The organism is Caballeronia sp. LZ028 (genome assembly GCF_031451415.1).
Classification (GTDB): Bacteria; Pseudomonadota; Gammaproteobacteria; order Burkholderiales; family Burkholderiaceae; genus Caballeronia; species Caballeronia zhejiangensis.
Genome location: NZ_JARUXN010000006.1, coordinates 67,157 through 85,315 on the forward strand (window position 1 = coordinate 67,157; position 18,159 = coordinate 85,315).

Sequence of the window (18,159 nt, forward strand, 5' to 3'; positions counted from 1 at the left end):
GAAACGACACCCCACACACGGAGCCCCCAATGAAGACCACCCGCGCAAAGACGATGTTGACCGCCGCCGCGCTCGCCCTGATGGCCGTCAGCACGATGGCATCGGCCAAGGAATGGAGCACGATCCGCGTCGGCGTCGACCCGACCTATCCGCCGTTCGAATCGGTCGCGAAGGACGGTCAGGTCGTGGGCTTCGACGTCGACCTCGGCAATGCACTGTGCGCGAAACTCAAGGCGAAGTGCGTCTGGGTGCAAAGCAGCTTCGACGGCCTGATCCCCGGCCTGCAGGCGCGCAAGTTCGACGTGATCCTGTCATCGATGGCAGCGAACGCGAAGCGCCGCGAGCAGATCGATTTCACGGACCGGCTGTACCGCAACCAGACGCGCCTCATCGCCAAGGAGAGCGCGCATCTGCTGCCCGACGCGTCGAAGCTCGCGGGCAAGCGGGTGGCCGTCGAACAAGGCACGGTGCAGGAAACCTATGCGCGGGAAAAGTGGGCATCGTCCGGCGTCGAAGTGGTCGCGTATCCGAGCTACGACCAGGCGTATGCCGATCTGACGGCGGGCCGCGTCGATGCGGTGCTGATGGATGCCGTGCAGGGCAAGCTGGGTTTTCTGGCGACGCCCGCGGGCAAGGGTTTCGCATTCGCGGGCGATGTGGTCTATGACGCGAAGATCATGGGCGACGGCGACGCCGCCGGCGTGCGCAAATCGGATCCGGAACTGCGTGAGGCGTTGAATGGCGCCCTCGCCGAAATGCTGCGCGACGGAACCTATCGCAAGATCGAAGCACGGTACTTCGATTTCGACATGTACGGGAAGTAATGTCCGTAGCTTGGCGCGCACACAGGGTCGCTCGTGCGGGCGGCCTCGAACACACGCTATCCGGCCGCGGCGACGTCCTCGCCTAGTCGAAGCGGCGCGGCCAAAAACGTCCAGCAGTGCGCCGAAGAGGCGACTGTCCGTGGTCTTGCCGCGCCGTTGCTTGACGGCTTTTACGCCGCTTTATTTAGCGATGCCCACACGTTCGCAGTCCGCGATCGCGCCGTTGCTGCCTTGCGTGTACTGCAGCGTGTAGCCGTTCTTGAGACCGCGATTGGACGCCAGCACGATCTGGCCGAGCGTGGTCGTCGTGGCCGCGCGCGTCGAACGTTGCTCGATGATCAGATCGGCGAGTTCGGGGTTCGCGCGCGCCGCGTCCGCATCGATGATGCGTCGCGCGTTCGACACGCTGCCGCGATACCAGCCGTAGAACGGGCGATACGCCGGACCCGCGTAATGGCTGTCGATGATCATGTACGGATCGAGACGCTTCAGCGCGGCCTCGACGTCGTCGTCGTTGAGGATGTACGCGAGATCGCCGCCCAGACGCGAACCCGGCTCGCCGATGTGCGCCGGATCGTAGCGCCAGCCGTCCGGCCCGTTGCGCAACTGCGACCACGTCTTGCCCGTCCACGTGACGACGTGCGACAACGCGATCGTCGACGTCGCCGTTTCGGGCACCGTCACGCCGTTGACCTTCTTCGGCGCCTGCGTGATATAGAGCAGATCGCCCGGCAACAGCAGCTTCGACGTCGCATCGAAATTGCCGTGGTTGATGTCGAGCAACACGCCCATTTGCTTGACGCCCGCCCATTTCGGTGTCGTCGTGGCGCCCGCGGGCGTCATGCACGCCTGCGTCGTGATGCCGGTTTCGACTTCGCGATTGTCCGTGGTCAAGCCCGCGAAGTTGTAGACCCACGCGGTGAAGTCGGAGCAGTCGACGCCGTGCCACTGAATCTGCGCCGGCTCGAGCGCGGCCGCGTTCGTTTCGCCCTTGCGCTGCACGACCTGCGAGCCGTCGACGCCGCTGCGCTGCGCCGTGCACGTCATGCCGTACTTCTGCGCCGGATCGGTCTTTCCGCCCGACGTGCTGCCCTTGGACGAGTTGCGATATTTCGGATCGGCGTCCGACGAATCGTCGAACGGCAGCCAGCCCGGAATATGGTGGTGGCAATAGTTGATGTTCTGATCGACCCAGTAATTCTCGACCGCGATCACCAGTTCACGCTGGAACGTGCCGATATCCGCGCACCCGGCGGGCGCCTGGATCGCGCCGTACTGGCCGGCGAGCGGCCCCCAGCTGCTCGGCGTCTTGAGCGTCGACCAGTTGGTCTTCGTCAGCTTGCCGGTGAGCTTCGCCTGCACGTCGTTTCGGCGGCCATCGAAGAGCGCGAGGTTATCGGTCAGAAGCGCGACGCGGTCGCCGCACGTGCTCGCGCTGCCCTTCGCGGTCTGCACCGCGCCTGGCATCACCGGCTCGATCTGTGCGACCGACGTGATGCCCGAGCGGTTGCGCGGATTCGACATATACGTCGCCGCGCCCGTCGTGATCGAGCAGTTGCCGCCGCCCGGCGCGCTCACCGTGCCGTCTTCCGCGATGTTGCCCGCGCCCGCGTGACACGACGTCAGCGTGTCGCCGTTGGCCGCCTGCGCGACGATGTCCTGCGTGCTCGCCTCGATGCTGCTGCCGTCGGCCGTGCGGCTTTCGGACTCCGCGCCGAGGGCGAGCGCCATCTTCGCGCCGTCCGTGACCGTCGACGCCGTGCCGGCCGCGACGAGTGCCGGCATGGTTTGCTGCACGTCGATATCGCCGGCGAACGCGTTCACGCGCGACATAGCCGCCGCGATATTGCCCGCGATAAGACCGCCCGCGGCGCGCGCATCGGCGACGATCGCGTTCGAATACGCGGAGACGACCATCTGCGAAGGCGCGCTCAGATAGACCGCGTCGAGTTCGCCGGTGAGCGTCGTCGCCGTGCCGTTCGCTTCTTCCTCGAAGCTGCCGCCCTTCACGCGCACGAGCAGCGGATAGCGCAGCGTGCCCGTCAGCTTGAACGTGCCGTCGCTGCCGGTCGTGGCGACGGCGGAAGCCTTGTCGGCGACGGTGCCGTCGGCCGCGATCTCATGCACGGTCACCGATGCGTTCGCGACCGGGCCCATGTATACGCCGCCCGACGTCGACGGAGTCGATCCGCCGCACGCGGACAGACACAGGGAAAACGCCGCGCTCGCCGCGGCGGTGAAAAGAATGGGCTTCACGATGACCTTACCGATAAGGATGCGGGCGCGGCGATGAACCGCGCTTGATGTGTCCGATGCGGCTTTCGGAAAGCCGACCATCGACGTCATCAGCGTAAGGCAAGCGTCAGCACCGCGATCCGGCGATCAGACTCGAAAACGGCCGGTTGTTCAGCGGATTTGAAAGGCTAAAGAAGAGCGGATCGTGGCCGCGCGGCGCATCCATGACGTCACGCTCGACCGCCGTGCCATGACAGGGTCTCGCTGATTGCTCTCGGCCACTAGCGGTCGTTTATCGCCACGCTGAGGTTCAGACCGGATCAGGGTCGCCGTTTGCTTCGCCCATCAGCGGATTTACCAGCGGGCTTGCGCGACCCCGCCGCTGGCTTGCCGGCGGATTTGCCGCGTGGCTTCTGCACGCCGAAAGGATTGCTGCCAGGCGAGATCATGCCTTTGTCCGCGTCCGCAACGCGGGACGTCGAGGCCGGCGCGGCTTTGGGCTTCTTCGGCTTTTTGGGTTTCTTGATGATCTGGCCCGTCGCGCTGGTTTGCGGCACGCGGTGTTCGGCCTCGAAACCCGGCTCTTCTTCACGCGGCAGCGTTTGCCGGATCAGCGCTTCGATCGCGGCCAGTTGCGGCGCTTCATCGGCACACACCAAGGACACCGCCACACCGCTGGCGCCCGCGCGTCCGGTACGGCCAATACGGTGCACATAGTCCTGCGCGACGATCGGCAAATCGACGTTGATCACCAGCGGCAAGTCATCGATATCCAGCCCGCGCGCGGCTACGTCGGTGGCGACCAGCATGCTCACTTCGCCCGTCTTGAAGCGCTCGAGCGCACGCAAGCGCGCGGGTTGCGGCTTGTCGCCGTGAATGGTGTCGACGGCGTATCCCGCTTCATCCAGCATCGCCGCCAGATAATCCACGCCATTGCGGGTTTTGACGAACACCAGCGCGTGTTCCCAGTTGTTCTCGGCCACGAGATGCATGAAGAGATCAGGCTTGTTTCTCTTGTCCACCGGCACGACCCACTGCCTGATCTTGCTGGCCGTCGCATTGGGCGGACTGACGCTGATATTGACCGGCCCGCGCAGAATGCCCGCCGCCATCGCGCGGATATCGTCGGTGAAGGTGGCGGAGAACAGCAGCGTCTGGCGCTCGGTCGGCAACGCCGCAAAGACAGCGTTGAGTTCGCGCGCAAAGCCGAGATCGAGCATGCGGTCGGCTTCGTCCAGCACGAGCGTCTGCACTTGATCGAACTGCACCGCGTTCTGCCGATTGAGATCGAGCAAACGGCCCGGCGTGGCGACGAGCACATCGACGCCCTTGCGCAACTTCATCATCTGCGGATTGATGCTCACACCGCCGTAGGCGGCCAGATATCGCAAGTCGAGGCCTTTGCCGTATTCGATGAAGCTCTGCAGCACCTGTTCTGCCAGCTCACGCGTAGGCACCAGCACCAGAACGCGCGCCCGGTTGCTGGACACCGGCGGACCGTGCTGCACCAGCCGTTGCAACAGCGGCAGCGCAAAACCCGCCGTCTTGCCAGTGCCGGTCTGCGCCGCAGCCATGACGTCCTTGCCGCCGAGCACGGCAGGAATCGCCTTCGCCTGCACCGGCGTAGGTGTCCGATATTCGAGGTCCTGCAGATTACGTAATAACGGACCGATCAGGCCAAGCGAGGCGAAGGACATGCACGTATTCCGGGCTAAAACCGCAATCTTAGCTTTACGAAGCGCGCATCGGCGGCGCGCGCGATCGAAAGCGGCGCGAAAGCTCGGGTTCCAGATTCGCATCGATGAACCCGCCGCGCTTGCGAGATCGAGGAGACACCGCGATGACCCGCTTCATCGATTGCGATGATGGATGAAAAGGCCCGCGTTTAGAATGCGCTCTTCGCTATCGGCGCAACGGCTATTCGAACAAACGCTGTCACTGCAGCGACAAGGACAATCGAGACCATGCTCAGAAAGAAGGTAATTCCGCTCGCTTTCGCGATTCTTCTCCATGCGTTGCCCGCGAGCGCCCAGCAGACGACGAACCGCGACGAGTTTTACTGGCTCGGCGAAATCAACAAGGCTACCGCGGTCATCAATAGTCAGGAAGGGTTGCTGGACAAGGCGTTGGTGCCCGGCATCGCGGCAGGCCTCGCCAAAGTGATTCACGACGGCAATCAACCCGGCGGCAAGCGCCCTTCCACCGTCATCACATTCGAGCCGCTGCTGATTCGAGCCGCAGGAATGGATGTGACGCTGCTGCACGCCGGGCGCTCTAGCCAGGACATGCATGCCACGTATCGCGCCGCCATCTTGCGCGACGATATGCTGCGCCTCGCCGAACAGTTGAACAAGACATCCGCGACGCTCGTGACGCTGGCGCAAAAGCACGAGCGCACCATCGTGCCGAATTACACCAATGGCGTCGCCGCCCAGCCGAACAGCTACGGGCATTATCTGCTCGGTTACGCTGCCGCCCTCGATCGCGACGCGCAGCGCATCCGCGAAGCGTACGCACGCATCGATCTGTGCCCGATGGGAACCACGGTGCTGAACGGCACGAGCTGGCCGCTGGACCGCGTTCGCATGGCGCAATATCTGGGCTTCGCCGACATCGTCGACAACGCCTACGACGCGCATCAGATCGCCGCGGTCGATCATCCGGTAGAAGTCGGCTCGATCGTGACGAGCATCGCGCTTCATGCGGGCAGTTTCATCGAGGACGTCATGACGCAATATGCGCAGCCGCGTCCGTGGATTCTGCTTCAGGAAGGCGGCAACAACACCTACGTTTCCAGCGCGATGCCTCAGAAGCGCAATCCGGGCCTGCTGAATTCGACACGCGCGGATGCATCGACTGCCATCACGCTCGCGATGGGACCGGTCATTCGCGCACACAATCTGCCGCCCGGCATGCCGGACGCGAAGGAAGTCAGGGACAACAAGGAAATGGTGAACAGCGCTATCACCGTCCTGCGCAAATGGGACGACATTCTCAAGGCTTTGGTGATCGATCAGGGCCGGGCGCTGGAGGAACTGAACAGCGACTGGACCGCATCGCAGGAAGTCGCCGACGTGCTGATGCGCAAATACAAGCTGCCTTTCCGATTGGGCCACCACTTCGCGTCGGAGGTCGTGGAATACGCGCGAGCGAACGATATCAAGCCCAGCGATTTCCCCTACGATCAGGCGCAGCGCATCTACGCCGAAACGACCAAAGGCTACGGCAACGGCGTGCTGCCGATGAGCGAAGAGGAATTTCGTTCGACGCTGAATCCGGCGGCTATCGTCGATAACCGGCGTACCGTCGGCGGGCCTCAACCGGCGGAGATGGAACGCATGCTGACTGCGGCAAGAGCGAAGATCGCGCAGCAGGACGCATGGGTGGCCGAGAAGCGCAAGACGATCGATTCATCGTTGGCCGGACTCGATCGTGACTTCGACAAGCTCTTGAGCAGCCGGTGATCGTCCGGGTGTCGCAACGGGCTGCTCGACCCAGGCGAATGAACGCTCAGAGTGCCGTCAGACGGCGGTCCGGCGCATCGTCGAGATTCGCGCGGGCCGTCGCGGCTCGCGCGATTTCAAGCCGGTTGCCGCCGCGCGATTTTGCGCTGTAGAGCGCGCGATCCGCGGCAGCGAGCACTTTTTCCAGCGTGTCTTCATCGGTGCCGATGCGCGCCATGCCGATACTCACCGTCGCCTCGATCTCCACGCCGCCGGCCGTGCGCGTGACGGTCTGCGCGAAGCGGCGAACGACGGCTTCGGCCAGGTCTTTCGCGCGGGCGCTTTCGTGCCCCGGCAACAGCGCGGCAAACTCTTCGCCGCCGATGCGCGCCAGGATCACATCGCGTCCGAGCACGCTGCGCAGAATCTTCGCGAACGACTTCAGTACGTCATCGCCGGCTTCGTGGCCGAAGCGGTCATTGATCGCCTTGAAGCGGTCGAGGTCGAGCGCGAGACACGACGCCGGCGGAAAGGCGTCGCTTTCGCGGATGACGCGTGCGCCTTCTTCGAAGAACCATCGGCGGTTGCCGAGACCCGTGAGGTAATCGGTCTGCGATTCGCGTCGCAGATCGGCGTGGGCTTCGTCGCGCGCGAGGCGCAGGAGCGTCATCGGCAGAACGACGGAATAGAGCACGCCTTCATACATCGTCGCCTGACCGGCGATCGCCAGCAACTGCGGTCCGAACGACGCCGCCAGCCACGGCAGAATCGCGGCCCTGAATGCGTAGAAGAGCGCGTGGCCGCCCGTGACGGCCACGGCGATGTTGCGCGACTGCTTCCATTTCGAATCCCGCGTGCCGAGGAGTTCGCGCGCAGTCAGACCGCACACCACGGCAATGGGAATGGCGCTGATGTACGCCCACATGACCGCTTCGCCGCGCTTGCCCGCGATGGCCCAGGCGAGCGCGAGCATCGACAGGATGCCGACGGCGAACCGGCCGTAGCGGCGTCCGTTCAGGAGCGCGACGCCTTGCAGATTGAGCAGATACCCGCCGACGATGATGAGATTCGACACCGCGGCCCCCACGACGCCGGGGAGGCCGGGCACGCCGTGCCGCATCGACGCGGCGGCGCAGCCGAGCGCGAGCGTCGCATAACCGGCCGCGAGCACGCCGAGTTCGCGCCTGCGCCGCGGATACGACCGGCGCTCCCAGAGCGTCAGCGCGCTGCTGGCGAGGAGCGTTCCTATCGCTAACAGGTAAAGGGTGATGAGGTCGACACGCATGCGCTCGTTAAGCCTTCTTCCGGCCGAAGACGATCTGACATGACTCGTTTACGGCGGCAGAATCGGAAAATTTAGGCACGCGTGCCGGATTCGGACGCGTGCCGTCAGCCTGATTTACCGCGCCCCGTCTTTTGCTGAAGTTCGTCGATGCGGCGGGACGCGTCGGCTTTCGTCAGGGTTTCGTCGAAAGGCTCCTTGGCTTCTTCGCAGAGCGTTTTGAGGTAAGACGCCTGCGCGCCGGTCATCGGCTCATCGCCTGTGGTCCAGTCGGCGGGGTCTTTTTCCGCGTTCGACGTCGGGTGCGATTTGGGGTTGTCTTGCGGATCGGCGGATTTCTGGGTCATGCTGGGATCTCCTTGCAATGCCCCTTGCTGCGCAAAGAATGTGCCCTGCCTGGGCGAAAGCCCCGACGTGTGATGCCGATATGGGCCGTACTGGATTCGAACCAGTGACCAACGGATTAAAAGTCCGCTGCTCTACCAACTGAGCTAACGGCCCGGCTCGCCCGATCTCCGCGCGCCACAGAGGCGCTTCTTGGGTGCCTGCCCTGGCCGATGGCCGGCAATCGCGTGTATGTCCGCGCGAGCGCTCCTTGATGACGGTGCGCATCCGGGTCTGCGCAGTCGGAGGGTGGCGGCAGACGGCCGCCACCCACGTTCTCCTGTCGTTGCTGCCCGCCCGCCGGCCTCAGTTCGTACGCACTTCGATTCGGCGCGGCCGGGCTTCGTCGCGGCGCGGTATCGTCAGCTTCAGCACGCCGTTCTTCAGGTTCGCATCGATTTTCGATGCGTCGAAGTCAGCCCCCAGCGAGAACGCCCGCGCGAAATGAGGCTGGCGGATCTCCGCATGCTGCAGGCGCAGTCCTGCCGGCGTGGGCACCACCGCCTCGGCCTCGATGTACAGGTTGCCGTCGTGGACCTTCACATCGAGCCGGTCCTTCGTCACGCCGGGCAGATCCGCCCACAGAGTGACGCCCTGGCTATCCTCGAAGACGTCGACGGGCGGCGCCAGCGTGATCCGGCGTGGCGACTGCTCGTCGTCGCGCCGAGCCACCGTCGTGTCGTCTTTCCTGGCAAGTTTGGTCGTGTCGTTCATGATGTCCTCCTACGTTCTGCGACGCGTTTCATTGAACCGTGATGGCGCGCGGCTTCGACGTCTCCCGCTTGCCGATGCTCACGGTCAGGCAGCCATTGGTGTACTGCGCCGTGACCTTGTCCGGGTCCGCGTGCTGCGCCAGTTCGATGACGCGCCGGAAAGCGCCGACGAACCGCTCCTGCGCATAGGTACGTGTGTCGTCGCCGGCTTCCGGCTGTGCGCTCCCGCGCTCGCCGCTGATGGTCAGCAGCCCCTTGTCGATCGATACATCGAGGCTGGCCGGATCGACACCCGGCGCGAACGCGACGATCTCGATCGAGTCGTCGGTCGAACCGATGTTGACCTGCGGGAAGGCGCCCGAGCGCCCGGAACGGATGCTGGAGGGGAAACCGCCGAAGAGGCTCGTCATCTGCTGTTGCAGACGGTCGAACTCGCTGAAAAGGTCGGTCCCGAAGTAGAGATCGCTCATGGTCATTTCCTCCTTGAAACCAGCAGGAAGACGAACCGGCCTACGCGCTCCAGTTCGTCTGCCATGCTGCGGGCAAACAAATCGAAACACGCAGCGCGCCGGACTGCTGGCGCGACTGCCTGAGCGGAATTCAAGATAGGATCCCGAGCGGAAATTTCAAGGGGATTTTTGCGACTTTCCGCTCTTGAATTGGAATGCTCGCACCCTATCTTCACGACGCTTCCGACGGACCATGCGAGGACATCATGGAATTCGAATACGATTGGCTGACCCTGGGCCGGCACCGAATCCGGCTGCGCTCGACAAGGGGTTTTCCGACCGAGACGATGCGTACGGCGGTCGAGGTCATCCGGCTGGCTATCGACAGCAACATGAGCGCGCGTGCGCGGCTCGTTGAAGTCGTCTTCCAGCAGGAATCTGCTTACGAGATTGCCGTCGGCACCACGTTCGCCGACGACCGGTTATGTGCGCCGCAACTGGAGGTGGCGATCGCGACGGTCCTCGGCCTGCAGCCCACGAAGATCAATATTTCCGTGACGGTGGTCACGCAGGAAGAGGTCGATCTGCACTTCGGAGTCTACGAGAGAATGCTGGCCGAAAAGCTCGGCGTGGTGCCGCCGATCCAGTGAACCGTCGCACGCGACACCAGAGCTCCAGACCTGCGGCGAACAATGAGTGCGCGACCTTGTCCCGGCGTCCGGTAACCTCGAGCAGGGGCCGGACCTTCGATCTCGCGTCACGCCATTAGAACTCAACCGCCCTTTCCTTCCCTGAGCCGCGCGCGATGCGCGGCGACTTTCGCGCGGTTCCCGCAACTGGCCATGCTGCACCAGCGGCGAGCGTGACCGCGCGTGTGATCGGCGAATAGCAGCGTGCATGTCGGACCTTCGCACGCTTTGACGTAGGTGAAATCCTCTTCGCAGACGAGTTTCGCGAGCGCCTCGACAATCGGCATCAGCAGCGACTCGGCCGTCGGATAGCGGCGCTGCATCGCGAATGCAAGCCCGCTCGACGCGCTTGCATCCGCGACGATCGCGCCGTGTTGTTCATCGCGCTTCAGCACGGTGTTCAGCGCTTCCAGTTCGCGCAGGTCTTTAGCCGCAAGCGGCCGCCCCTTGTTCTTCTGCACGAACGATCTGAACCATTCGCGCAAGCCGCGCGCCTTCGCCGCAACGTCGTCCAGTTCGGCGGCTGCGATTTGCGAACGCATGTGCGCAAGCACGTCGGCGGGCACGAGGCTCGCCTGTTCGAGCCAAGACAAAAAGCCCTCGCCGTCGGCGAGCCAGTCGACGGGTTCATCGACCGGCGTGGCAACCGAGTTGAGAAAGTCGAGGCCGGGCGCGTCAGCCACGAAGAATGCGGGAAGTGAGCGGTATTCCATTTCTTCGGTCCAGCGGTGTTTCTATGATGACTTCATCGTAACCGCTAAAAACGCACTTGACAAGTTACCCAGTCGATAAGTAACCTTCATCGCAGACGTTTAACGGTTACACGAACGAACGCCCTCACTCGCGGAGAAACAACCATGTCCACCATTGCTCATCGCCATATCGACGTCGACGGTTTCAACGTGTTCTATCGCGAAGCCGGTCCGGCAGACGCGCCGAAGCTGCTCTTGCTGCATGGCTTTCCCAGTTCCAGCCACATGTTTCGCGACCTGATTCCGCTCCTGGCCGACCGCTTTCATATCGTCGCGCCCGATCTTCCCGGTTTCGGCCTCTCCGACATGCCGAGCCGCGACAGCTTCGCATACACGTTCGATAACATCGCCGGCGTGATCGACCGCTTCACGGAACGGGTCGGCTTCGATCGCTATGCGGTCTACGTCTTCGATTACGGTGCGCCGACCGGTTTCCGCCTCGCGCTGAAGCATCCGGAACGCATCGCGGCGATCGTTTCGCAAAACGGCAATGCCTATGAGGAAGGACTGAGCGACGGCTGGAGTCCGATCCGCGCGTATTGGCAGACGCCGGCGCAGACGAATCGCGATGCGTTGCGCGCGATGCTCACGAAGGACACGACGAAGTGGCAATACACGCACGGCGTGCCCGATGCGTCGGCGGTTTCACCCGATGGTTACTCGCTCGACGACTACTACCTGAACCGTCCCGGCGCGCACGAAGTGCAGCTCGATCTGTTCGCCGACTATCGCAACAACGTCGCGCTTTATCCGGCGTTTCAGGCGTATTTCCGCGAGCATCGGCCGAAGTTTCTCGCCGTGTGGGGCAAGAACGATCCGTTCTTCCTGCCGCCGGGCGCGGAAGCGTTCAAGCGCGACATCCCGAACGCGGACGTGCGCTTCTTCGATACGGGCCACTTCGCGCTCGAAACGCACGCGGCGCAGATCGCGGCGGCGATCAAGGAATTCCTCGCCGATTAATCACGGTAAGCAAGGCCGGGCGCGCACCCGGCCTTCGCTTTTACTGCGACATCGCGCCCGAAGCCGGATGGTCCATGCCCATCGCGTTGTTCTTCTTCATCTTGTCGCTCTTCTTCATCGAGTCGTGCGACATCGCGTCCTTGCTCATCGAGTCGTGAGACATGTTGTTTTTGCTCATGGCATCGTGAGACATGGCGTCGTTGGACATCGCGCCGCTCGCCTGCGCGAACGCGGACGAAGCGCCGAGCGCCATCATGGTTGCAAACACTGCGGTCATCAGTCGCTTCATGGTGCATCTCCTTCGTGGGTTGAAAAGCAAAAAATGCGGTGCGGCGATCAGGAACCGCCGAACCAGTTGTAGCCCTGGTCGACCCAGTAGCCGCCCGGATACGTATTGGTGACGAACATCTCGACGATGTGCTTCGGGTTCTTGTAGCCGAGCTTGGTCGGCATGCGCAGCTTCATCGGATAACCGTATTTCGCGGGCAGACGCTCGCCGTCGTATTCGAACGTGAGCAAGGTCTGCGGATGCAGCGCGGTCGGCATGTCGATGCTTTCGTAGTAGTCGTCCGCGCAGCGAAAGCCGACGTATTTCGCGGTCGTGTCCGCGCCCACGCGACGCAGAAACTCGGAGAACGGCGTGCCGCCCCATCGCCCTATCGCGCTCCAGCCTTCGACACAGATGTGCCGCGTGATCTGCTCCGCGTGAGGCAGCGCATACAGCTCGGGCAAGGTCCACACACGCTTGCCCGTGACGAGACCGCTCACCTTCAGCCGATAGTCGCCGCCATCGACATGCGGCACGTCGTCGATGCCGTAATACGCGTTGAACGGAAACGGTCGCGTGAGCTGCGCTTCGGTATAAGTGGGCGCGAGACGCTTCGGGTCGAAGAGCAGCGCCTGTGCGCGATCGTTCAGGCGCGAGACGGCGGTCAGGAACGTGTTGACCGAGTCTTCATCGGTGATGGAGCAGCCGGCCAACAGCGACAGGCCGCCGAGCGTCAGCATGCGCTTGCCGAAGAGACGCCGCGAAGGCATGTCGAGTTCGCGGCGCGCGTCCGCGAGTATCGAGGCGCGGTCGAGCTTCATGATCTTTCTGTCGTTCGTGTTCATCGCGAGTCTCCGGATCAGCGGCCGCGCAGCATGGTGAGCAGCGAACGCGGCACGAGCGCGACCATCGCGACATGCACGACCACGAACGCAGCCATCAAGGCCATCGCGCAGAAATGCACGACGCGCGCGCGGTCATAGCCGCCCATCATTTCGCGCAGCAAGGGAAACTGCACCGACTTCCAGATCGCGAGACCGGACAGGACGAGCACGATCAGATCGATCACGACGAAGAGATAAGCGAGCTTCTGCACCGCGTTGTATTGACGAAGGTCCGCGTGCGAAAGCTTGCCGGTGAGCGCCGCGATCAGATCGTGCAGGACGGCGCGCGGCGAGAGCGGAAAGAACTTTGCAAGAAAGCGGCCGCTCGCGAGATTGAGCGCGAGATACACGATGCCGTTGAAGACCAGCAGCCACATCGCGGCGAAATGCCATTGCAACGCCCCGCCGAGCCATCCGCCGAGCGTGATCGACGTCGGAATGACGATGCCTGGAAACACCGGCGAAGCGTCGTAGATGCGCCAGCCCGAAAGCATCAAGATCAGCGCGGCGAACGCGTTGAGCCAATGCGTGATGCGCAGCCAGAGCGGATGAATGGGCGGAATGCGTTGCGCGGTTTCGCGCGTCTGCGTGAGTGTCGTTTGCATGTCGGTCCCCGTGATGAAGCGTCGGATACGGGTGAATTCGTCGCGAGTCCGCGTTCGGTTACAGACGGGTTTTTCTTTTTCTGTTTCCCGTCGTGTAACCAATCGGCACGCAAAGACGAACTAGCTCACAAGACATGCAAGGAGTTCGTCATGCGGATACGCACGGCTTTCAACACGCTTGCGCAATGAAAAAGATGGACCGCGACGGCGCGTTTTCGACCCTCGTGAGCGCTATTGCGGCGCATCACGGCTTCGTCTATTCTGAAGCGCCCGATCTGACACACGACGCGTCCGCGCCCCGTACGCGCACGTCAGGCGCCGTGTATGAATTGCCGTCCGGCCGTCTCGCCAATACGGGAACCATCTTGCAAGAAGCGGAAAACCGCCTGAGAGTGCTTTTCATCGCCGGACTCGATGGCGACCCGAACGCATACCGCGATTTTCTGCAGGCGCTTACGCGGCACTTGCGCGGCTATCTGCGCAGACGCATTCCGCAGCATCGCGACGATGTCGAAGATCTCGTCCAGGACATTCTGCTCGCCGTGCATAATGCGCGTCACACCTATCGCACCGACGAACCGCTGACCGCGTGGCTGCACGCAATCGCGCGCTACAAGCTGATGGACTATTTCCGCTCGCGCGCACGCCGCGAATCCCTGAACGATCCCATCGACGACTATGCCGACTTGCTCGCCGTCTCCGACGACGAACCCGCGCAAGCGCGGCGCGACATAGGCAAATTGCTGGAGGACTTACCGGACAAGCAGCGCCTGCCGATCGTGCATATGAAACTCGAAGGCTTGTCGGTGATGGAAACCGCGCGCATCACGGGGCTGTCGGAATCGGCGGTCAAGGTCGGCGTGCATCGTGGGCTCAAGGCGCTCGCCGCACGGCTTCGGGGATTGCGATGAAAACCGACGACCTCATCGGGCTGCTCGCGAATCAGGTGACGCGCATCGATCGCGGCGCGGTGGCGCGGCGCTTCGCCAGGGCGCTGCTGCTGGGCGCGCTCGGCTCGGTGATCCTGATGGCCATCGTCTACGGCGTGCGGCCGGATCTCGCGAGCATCGCGCGCACGCCGGTGTTCTGGGCCAAGATGGCGTATCCGTTCGTGGTGGCGATCGGCGCGTTCATCGCCGTGACGCGGCTCGGGCGTCCGGGCGTTCGTGCGGGTTATGCGTGGGCGCTCGTCGGCGTGCCGTTCGTCGCGGTGTGGCTCGCGGGCTGGCTGGTGCTCGAGGGCGCCGCGCCGGCCGAACGTCTGCCCATCGTGCTCGGCCAGTCGTGGCGTACGTGTCCGTTCAACATTCTGCTGCTGTCGGTCCCGACTTTTCCCGCCGTGTTCTGGGCGATGAAGAGTCTCGCGCCCACACGCCTTCGCCTCGTGGGCGCGGTCGCCGGTCTGCTCGCGAGCGCGATCGCCACCGTCGCCTATTGCCTGCATTGCCCGGAGATGAGCCCGGCGTTCTGGAGCGTGTGGTACGCAATCGGCATGATGCTGCCCGCGGGCATCGGCGCTTGGCTCGGGCCCAGGCTGCTGCGCTGGTGATCGGCGTCGTGAGGCGCGAGCGTACCGAAGCCGATCCTGCCAGGCCCGATCAATGCTGATGTAAGGAAGCGCGACGTCGCCGCGTCCGATCAGATGTCAGCCGGAGCAACGCCATGGGCCCCACTTCCCTTACTTTCGACATCGATCCCACCCCGCGCCGGGCAGACGGCGAGTTCATGGCCCACGCGCGAATCACCATGCCCGCGGAAAACGGAAGCGAGGGCCAGATCTTCATGAGCGGCGACCTTGCCGGATTCGACACGCGCGAAGACGCGATCGCGTACGCAAGGATCTGGGCCCGCGACTGGATCGACGCTTTCGTGCGGCTCAATACGCGATGACGCGTCCGCACGATCCCATCCCTGATATCGACCACCGAGACGAAAGCATGAACCAGCCGGAAAACAACGCAGCCAATGCAGAGGACGAGCGCGAAAAAGACCGCGCGGCTCGCGAAGCGCTGGACCGCGGCGACAAGGAAAAAATCGACAAAAAGCTCGATGAACTGGACGTATCGAGAACCGAGTCCGGAAAAGACCAGTCGTCGAAACCGGACACGGAAGGATCGAATTCATCGAGCAAGAACCTCGACGAGCAAGGCGACTAGCCGGGCTCCGCCGTCCCGCCCGAATCGATCGATCAGGCGGGACGAGTCGCGGTCAATGCTTGTCCGGCAGCGCATACGCGATCACGTAATCGCCGAGCTTCGTCAGAAACGAGCCGTGACCGCCCGCCGCGATCAGCACGTACTGCTTGCCGTTCGCTTCGTAGGTCATCGGGGTGGCTTGGCCGCCGGCGGGCAAACGCGCTTCCCAGAGCTTTTCACCGGTGTCGGTGCTGAAGGCGCGCAGGTAATCGTCCTGCGTCGCGCCGATGAAGAAGACGTGCCCGGCGGTCGTCATCGGTCCGCCCAGCATCGGCATACCCATGCGGAACGGAACCGGAATCGGCGATGCATCGCGCGTCGTGCCGATGCGTTTCTTCCAGATCACCTTGTTCGTGTCGAGATCGAGCGCGGCGACATAACCCCACGCGGGTTGCTTGCAAGGCAGACGCAGCGGAGACAGGAAAGGATTCAGCTCCACGCCATACGGCACGCCGTATTGCGGCTGAATGCCGACTTCGGTGCCGGTGCCCGCCTGGCCCGCTTGCGGCGGATCGATCGGATTGCCGGGGCCGCGCGGCACGAGCTTCGAGACGAACGGCAGCGCGATCGGATTGGCGATTGCGATGCGTCGGTCCGTATCGACGGCGAGCCCGCCCCATTCGAACATGCCGAGATTGCCGGGGAACACGAGCGTGCCCTGCTCGGACGGCGGCGTGAACGGCCCTTCGTACTTCAGCCGATGAAAGATCACGCGGCACATGAGCTGGTCGTACATCGTCGCGCCCCACATGTCCGCGTCGGTCAGGTTCTTTGCGGGCCGGAAAGTGAGCTGCGAGAACGGTTGCGTCGGCGAGAGGCGATCGCCCTTCGCCGCGCCTTGCGGGACCGGCTGCTCGGGCGCGGGCACGATCGGCTTGCCGGTGCGACGGTCGAGCACGAAGATGTTGCCGGTCTTGGCCGGTGCGTAGATCGCCGGAACGATGTTGCCGCTCTGATCCCTGATATCCGCGATGGTCGGCTGCGCGGGCAGGTCCATGTCCCAGAGATCGTGATGCACGGTCTGATAGAACCACGCCAGCTTGCCCGTCGATGCGTTGAGCGCGAGCAGCCCGCTCGCATAGCGCTCCTGATCGGGCGTGCGGTTGCCGCCCCAGATATCGGGGGTCGTCACGCCCATCGGCAGATAGACGAGATCGAGCTTCGCATCGTAGGCAGCGGGCGCCCACGAGTTCGGCGAGTTCTGCGTGTAGCTATGCTGATCGTCGGGGATCGCGTTCGGGTCGTGCGCGCCGGGATCGAAGGCCCACAGCAGCTTGCCGGTGTTCACGTCGAAACCACGGATCACGCCCGACGGCTCGCGCGTGCCGTAGTTGTCCGTGACCGCGCCCGCGACGACGATCACTTTCGACGTGACGATCGGCGGCGACGTCGGCTCGTACTGGCCGGGCGTCTTGACCGGCTGCAGATGCTGAAGATCCAGCACGCCGTTCGTCGCGAACTCGGGGCACGGCTTCCCGCTCGCGGCGTCGAGTTCGAAGAGACGCCCATCGTTGACGGGCAACACGATGCGGCGCGCGCACATCGGCAGATTCGTCGTGTTGCCGGCGGCGCGCGCCTGCTCGGCGGCGGGCGTCTCGTAGTACGACACGCCGCGGCAAGTCACGTGCTGGAAACTCGGATCGGGCTTGAGCTTCGGATCGAAGCGCCATTTCTCCTTGCCCGTGGCGCCATCGAGCGCGATCGCATTCTGATGCGGCGTGCAGAAGAAGAGCGTGCCGTCGATGGCGAGCGGCGTCACTTCATCGGTGATCTCGACCGGATCGTTCGGGCCTTTCATGTCGCCCGTGCGAAAGCGCCAGGCTTCCTTCAGTTCGTGCGCGTTGCCCGCGTTGATCTGCGCGAGTTGCGAATAGCGCGTGCCGGTCTGCGTATTGCCGTAAGCGCGCCAGTCGCCATCTTGCTGCGCGGGCGCAGTGGCGGCAGCCGACGGCGCCGCGCGCACCGTGCCGTCCAGCTCCTGCGGATCGTTGAACACCGCATATGCGAGCGCGATGCCCGACAGCACGATGGTCGCACCGAGCGCGAGTGCGCCGGACTGCCGGGGCCACGTAAAGATGCGCAGCACGAATGGCAGCACCATCCATATGCCGACGATGACAAGCACATCGAGACGCGGCGCGAGCGCCCAGAAGTCGAAGCCCGACTCGACGATCGCCCATATCAGTGTGCCGAGCAACAGCGCCGCGTAGAGCCACAGTGCGAGGCCGTTGGCGCGCCAGACGAGCCACGCGATCACGAGCATCGCCACGCCGGCGACCACGTAGTATGGCGAGCCGCCCACCGCGATCAGCCATCCGCCGCCGATGGCCATGTAAAGCCCCGACAGAACGAGAAAGACGATCGTGATCCACTTCGGCACGGACGAAGGCGAACGATGCCGCGCGGGCGGCGGCGAGGAGGATGTGTTCATTCGATGGAAGAAGGATGCGTTGCCGGCAACGCAGCAGTCGTCGTG

The 18,159-nt window shown here is 63.8% G+C and carries 19 protein-coding genes and 1 tRNA gene; 8 read left to right on the forward strand and 12 right to left on the reverse strand.

Features of this window, described 5'->3' with window-relative positions; all coding sequences use genetic code 11:
- Positions 1–29 precede the first annotated feature (29 nt).
- Positions 30–824, forward strand: coding sequence for an ABC transporter substrate-binding protein (locus tag QCE58_RS30285; protein WP_175982149.1), 795 nt, complete (start codon positions 30–32; stop codon positions 822–824).
- A gap of 180 nt (positions 825–1,004) precedes the next feature.
- On the opposite strand, the gene QCE58_RS30290 is transcribed toward QCE58_RS30285, so the two are convergent.
- Together QCE58_RS30290 and QCE58_RS30295 are read right to left on the reverse strand one after the other, a co-directional pair.
- Entirely contained in the window at positions 1,005–3,101 is a 2,097-nt protein-coding gene (locus QCE58_RS30290; protein ID WP_409014189.1) for a hypothetical protein, read from the reverse strand.
- 278 nt (positions 3,102–3,379) lie between these two features.
- Positions 3,380–4,756, reverse strand: coding sequence for a DEAD/DEAH box helicase (locus QCE58_RS30295; protein WP_250522707.1), 1,377 nt, complete (start codon positions 4,754–4,756; stop codon positions 3,380–3,382).
- A gap of 267 nt (positions 4,757–5,023) precedes the next feature.
- On the opposite strand from QCE58_RS30295, the gene QCE58_RS30300 reads away from it, so the two are divergent.
- On the forward strand, positions 5,024–6,523 hold the full coding sequence (locus tag QCE58_RS30300; protein ID WP_250522706.1) for an argininosuccinate lyase: 1,500 nt from the start codon (positions 5,024–5,026) through the stop codon (positions 6,521–6,523).
- A gap of 46 nt (positions 6,524–6,569) precedes the next feature.
- On the opposite strand, the gene QCE58_RS30305 is transcribed toward QCE58_RS30300, so the two are convergent.
- The 5 genes from QCE58_RS30305 to QCE58_RS30325 all read right to left on the reverse strand — a co-directional run bounded on the left by QCE58_RS30305 (position 6,570) and on the right by QCE58_RS30325 (position 9,351).
- Complete coding sequence (locus QCE58_RS30305) at positions 6,570–7,787, reverse strand: diguanylate cyclase (RefSeq protein WP_008345652.1); 1,218 nt, start codon at positions 7,785–7,787, stop codon at positions 6,570–6,572.
- Between the two features lie 104 nt (positions 7,788–7,891).
- Entirely contained in the window at positions 7,892–8,131 is a 240-nt protein-coding gene (locus QCE58_RS30310) for a DUF3072 domain-containing protein (protein ID WP_008345654.1), read from the reverse strand.
- 81 nt (positions 8,132–8,212) lie between these two features.
- Positions 8,213–8,285, reverse strand: a tRNA-Lys gene (locus QCE58_RS30315).
- A 189-nt stretch (positions 8,286–8,474) separates the two neighbouring features.
- Positions 8,475–8,882, reverse strand: a complete 408-nt coding sequence (locus QCE58_RS30320; RefSeq protein ID WP_008345656.1) for an Hsp20/alpha crystallin family protein — start codon at positions 8,880–8,882, stop codon at positions 8,475–8,477.
- 28 nt (positions 8,883–8,910) lie between these two features.
- Positions 8,911–9,351 carry an Hsp20/alpha crystallin family protein gene (locus QCE58_RS30325; protein WP_250522705.1) on the reverse strand — a complete coding sequence of 147 codons (441 nt, stop codon included), beginning with the start codon at positions 9,349–9,351 and terminating at the stop codon, positions 8,911–8,913.
- A gap of 245 nt (positions 9,352–9,596) precedes the next feature.
- Between QCE58_RS30325 and QCE58_RS30330 the strand changes: the two genes are divergently transcribed.
- Entirely contained in the window at positions 9,597–9,980 is a 384-nt protein-coding gene (locus tag QCE58_RS30330) for a hypothetical protein (protein WP_033535688.1), read from the forward strand.
- A gap of 122 nt (positions 9,981–10,102) precedes the next feature.
- Here the strand turns inward: QCE58_RS30330 and QCE58_RS30335 are convergent, their stop codons facing one another.
- Positions 10,103–10,732: an ABATE domain-containing protein gene (locus QCE58_RS30335; RefSeq protein WP_250522704.1), complete on the reverse strand. Its 630-nt coding sequence runs from the start codon at positions 10,730–10,732 to the stop codon at positions 10,103–10,105.
- A 144-nt stretch (positions 10,733–10,876) separates the two neighbouring features.
- On the opposite strand from QCE58_RS30335, the gene QCE58_RS30340 reads away from it, so the two are divergent.
- On the forward strand, positions 10,877–11,731 hold the full coding sequence (locus QCE58_RS30340; RefSeq protein WP_250522703.1) for an alpha/beta fold hydrolase: 855 nt from the start codon (positions 10,877–10,879) through the stop codon (positions 11,729–11,731).
- Between the two features lie 40 nt (positions 11,732–11,771).
- Here the strand turns inward: QCE58_RS30340 and QCE58_RS30345 are convergent, their stop codons facing one another.
- From QCE58_RS30345 to QCE58_RS30355, 3 genes are read right to left on the reverse strand one after another with little or no spacing between them, the layout of a single operon-like run.
- Entirely contained in the window at positions 11,772–12,020 is a 249-nt protein-coding gene (locus tag QCE58_RS30345; RefSeq protein WP_250522702.1) for a pentapeptide MXKDX repeat protein, read from the reverse strand.
- Positions 12,021–12,067: 47 nt separating this feature from the next.
- A complete protein-coding gene (locus QCE58_RS30350; protein ID WP_250522701.1) occupies positions 12,068–12,844 on the reverse strand; it encodes a molybdopterin-dependent oxidoreductase in 777 nt (258 codons plus the stop codon).
- A 14-nt stretch (positions 12,845–12,858) separates the two neighbouring features.
- Positions 12,859–13,488: a cytochrome b/b6 domain-containing protein gene (locus QCE58_RS30355; protein ID WP_175982155.1), complete on the reverse strand. Its 630-nt coding sequence runs from the start codon at positions 13,486–13,488 to the stop codon at positions 12,859–12,861.
- 365 nt (positions 13,489–13,853) lie between these two features.
- Here QCE58_RS30355 and QCE58_RS30360 point away from each other — a divergent pair, with 365 nt between their 5' ends.
- The 4 genes from QCE58_RS30360 to QCE58_RS30375 all read left to right on the forward strand — a co-directional run bounded on the left by QCE58_RS30360 (position 13,854) and on the right by QCE58_RS30375 (position 15,644).
- Positions 13,854–14,399: a sigma-70 family RNA polymerase sigma factor gene (locus QCE58_RS30360; RefSeq protein ID WP_033535687.1), complete on the forward strand. Its 546-nt coding sequence runs from the start codon at positions 13,854–13,856 to the stop codon at positions 14,397–14,399.
- Positions 14,396–15,037 (forward strand): DUF1109 domain-containing protein, encoded by a 642-nt coding sequence (locus QCE58_RS30365; protein WP_175982156.1) that lies wholly within the window; start codon positions 14,396–14,398, stop codon positions 15,035–15,037. Before QCE58_RS30360 ends, QCE58_RS30365 begins: the two co-directional genes overlap by 4 nt.
- A 113-nt stretch (positions 15,038–15,150) precedes the next feature.
- The gene (locus tag QCE58_RS30370; protein ID WP_008345673.1) at positions 15,151–15,378 is read left to right on the forward strand and encodes a hypothetical protein; all 228 of its coding nucleotides are present in this window, start codon (positions 15,151–15,153) and stop codon (positions 15,376–15,378) included.
- Positions 15,375–15,644 carry a hypothetical protein gene (locus QCE58_RS30375; protein WP_250522700.1) on the forward strand — a complete coding sequence of 90 codons (270 nt, stop codon included), beginning with the start codon at positions 15,375–15,377 and terminating at the stop codon, positions 15,642–15,644. The genes QCE58_RS30370 and QCE58_RS30375 overlap by 4 nt, the downstream gene beginning before the upstream one ends.
- 52 nt (positions 15,645–15,696) lie before the next feature.
- On the opposite strand, the gene QCE58_RS30380 is transcribed toward QCE58_RS30375, so the two are convergent.
- Positions 15,697–18,114, reverse strand: coding sequence for a glucose/quinate/shikimate family membrane-bound PQQ-dependent dehydrogenase (locus QCE58_RS30380; protein WP_250522699.1), 2,418 nt, complete (start codon positions 18,112–18,114; stop codon positions 15,697–15,699).
- Between the last annotated feature and the right edge of the window lie 45 nt (positions 18,115–18,159).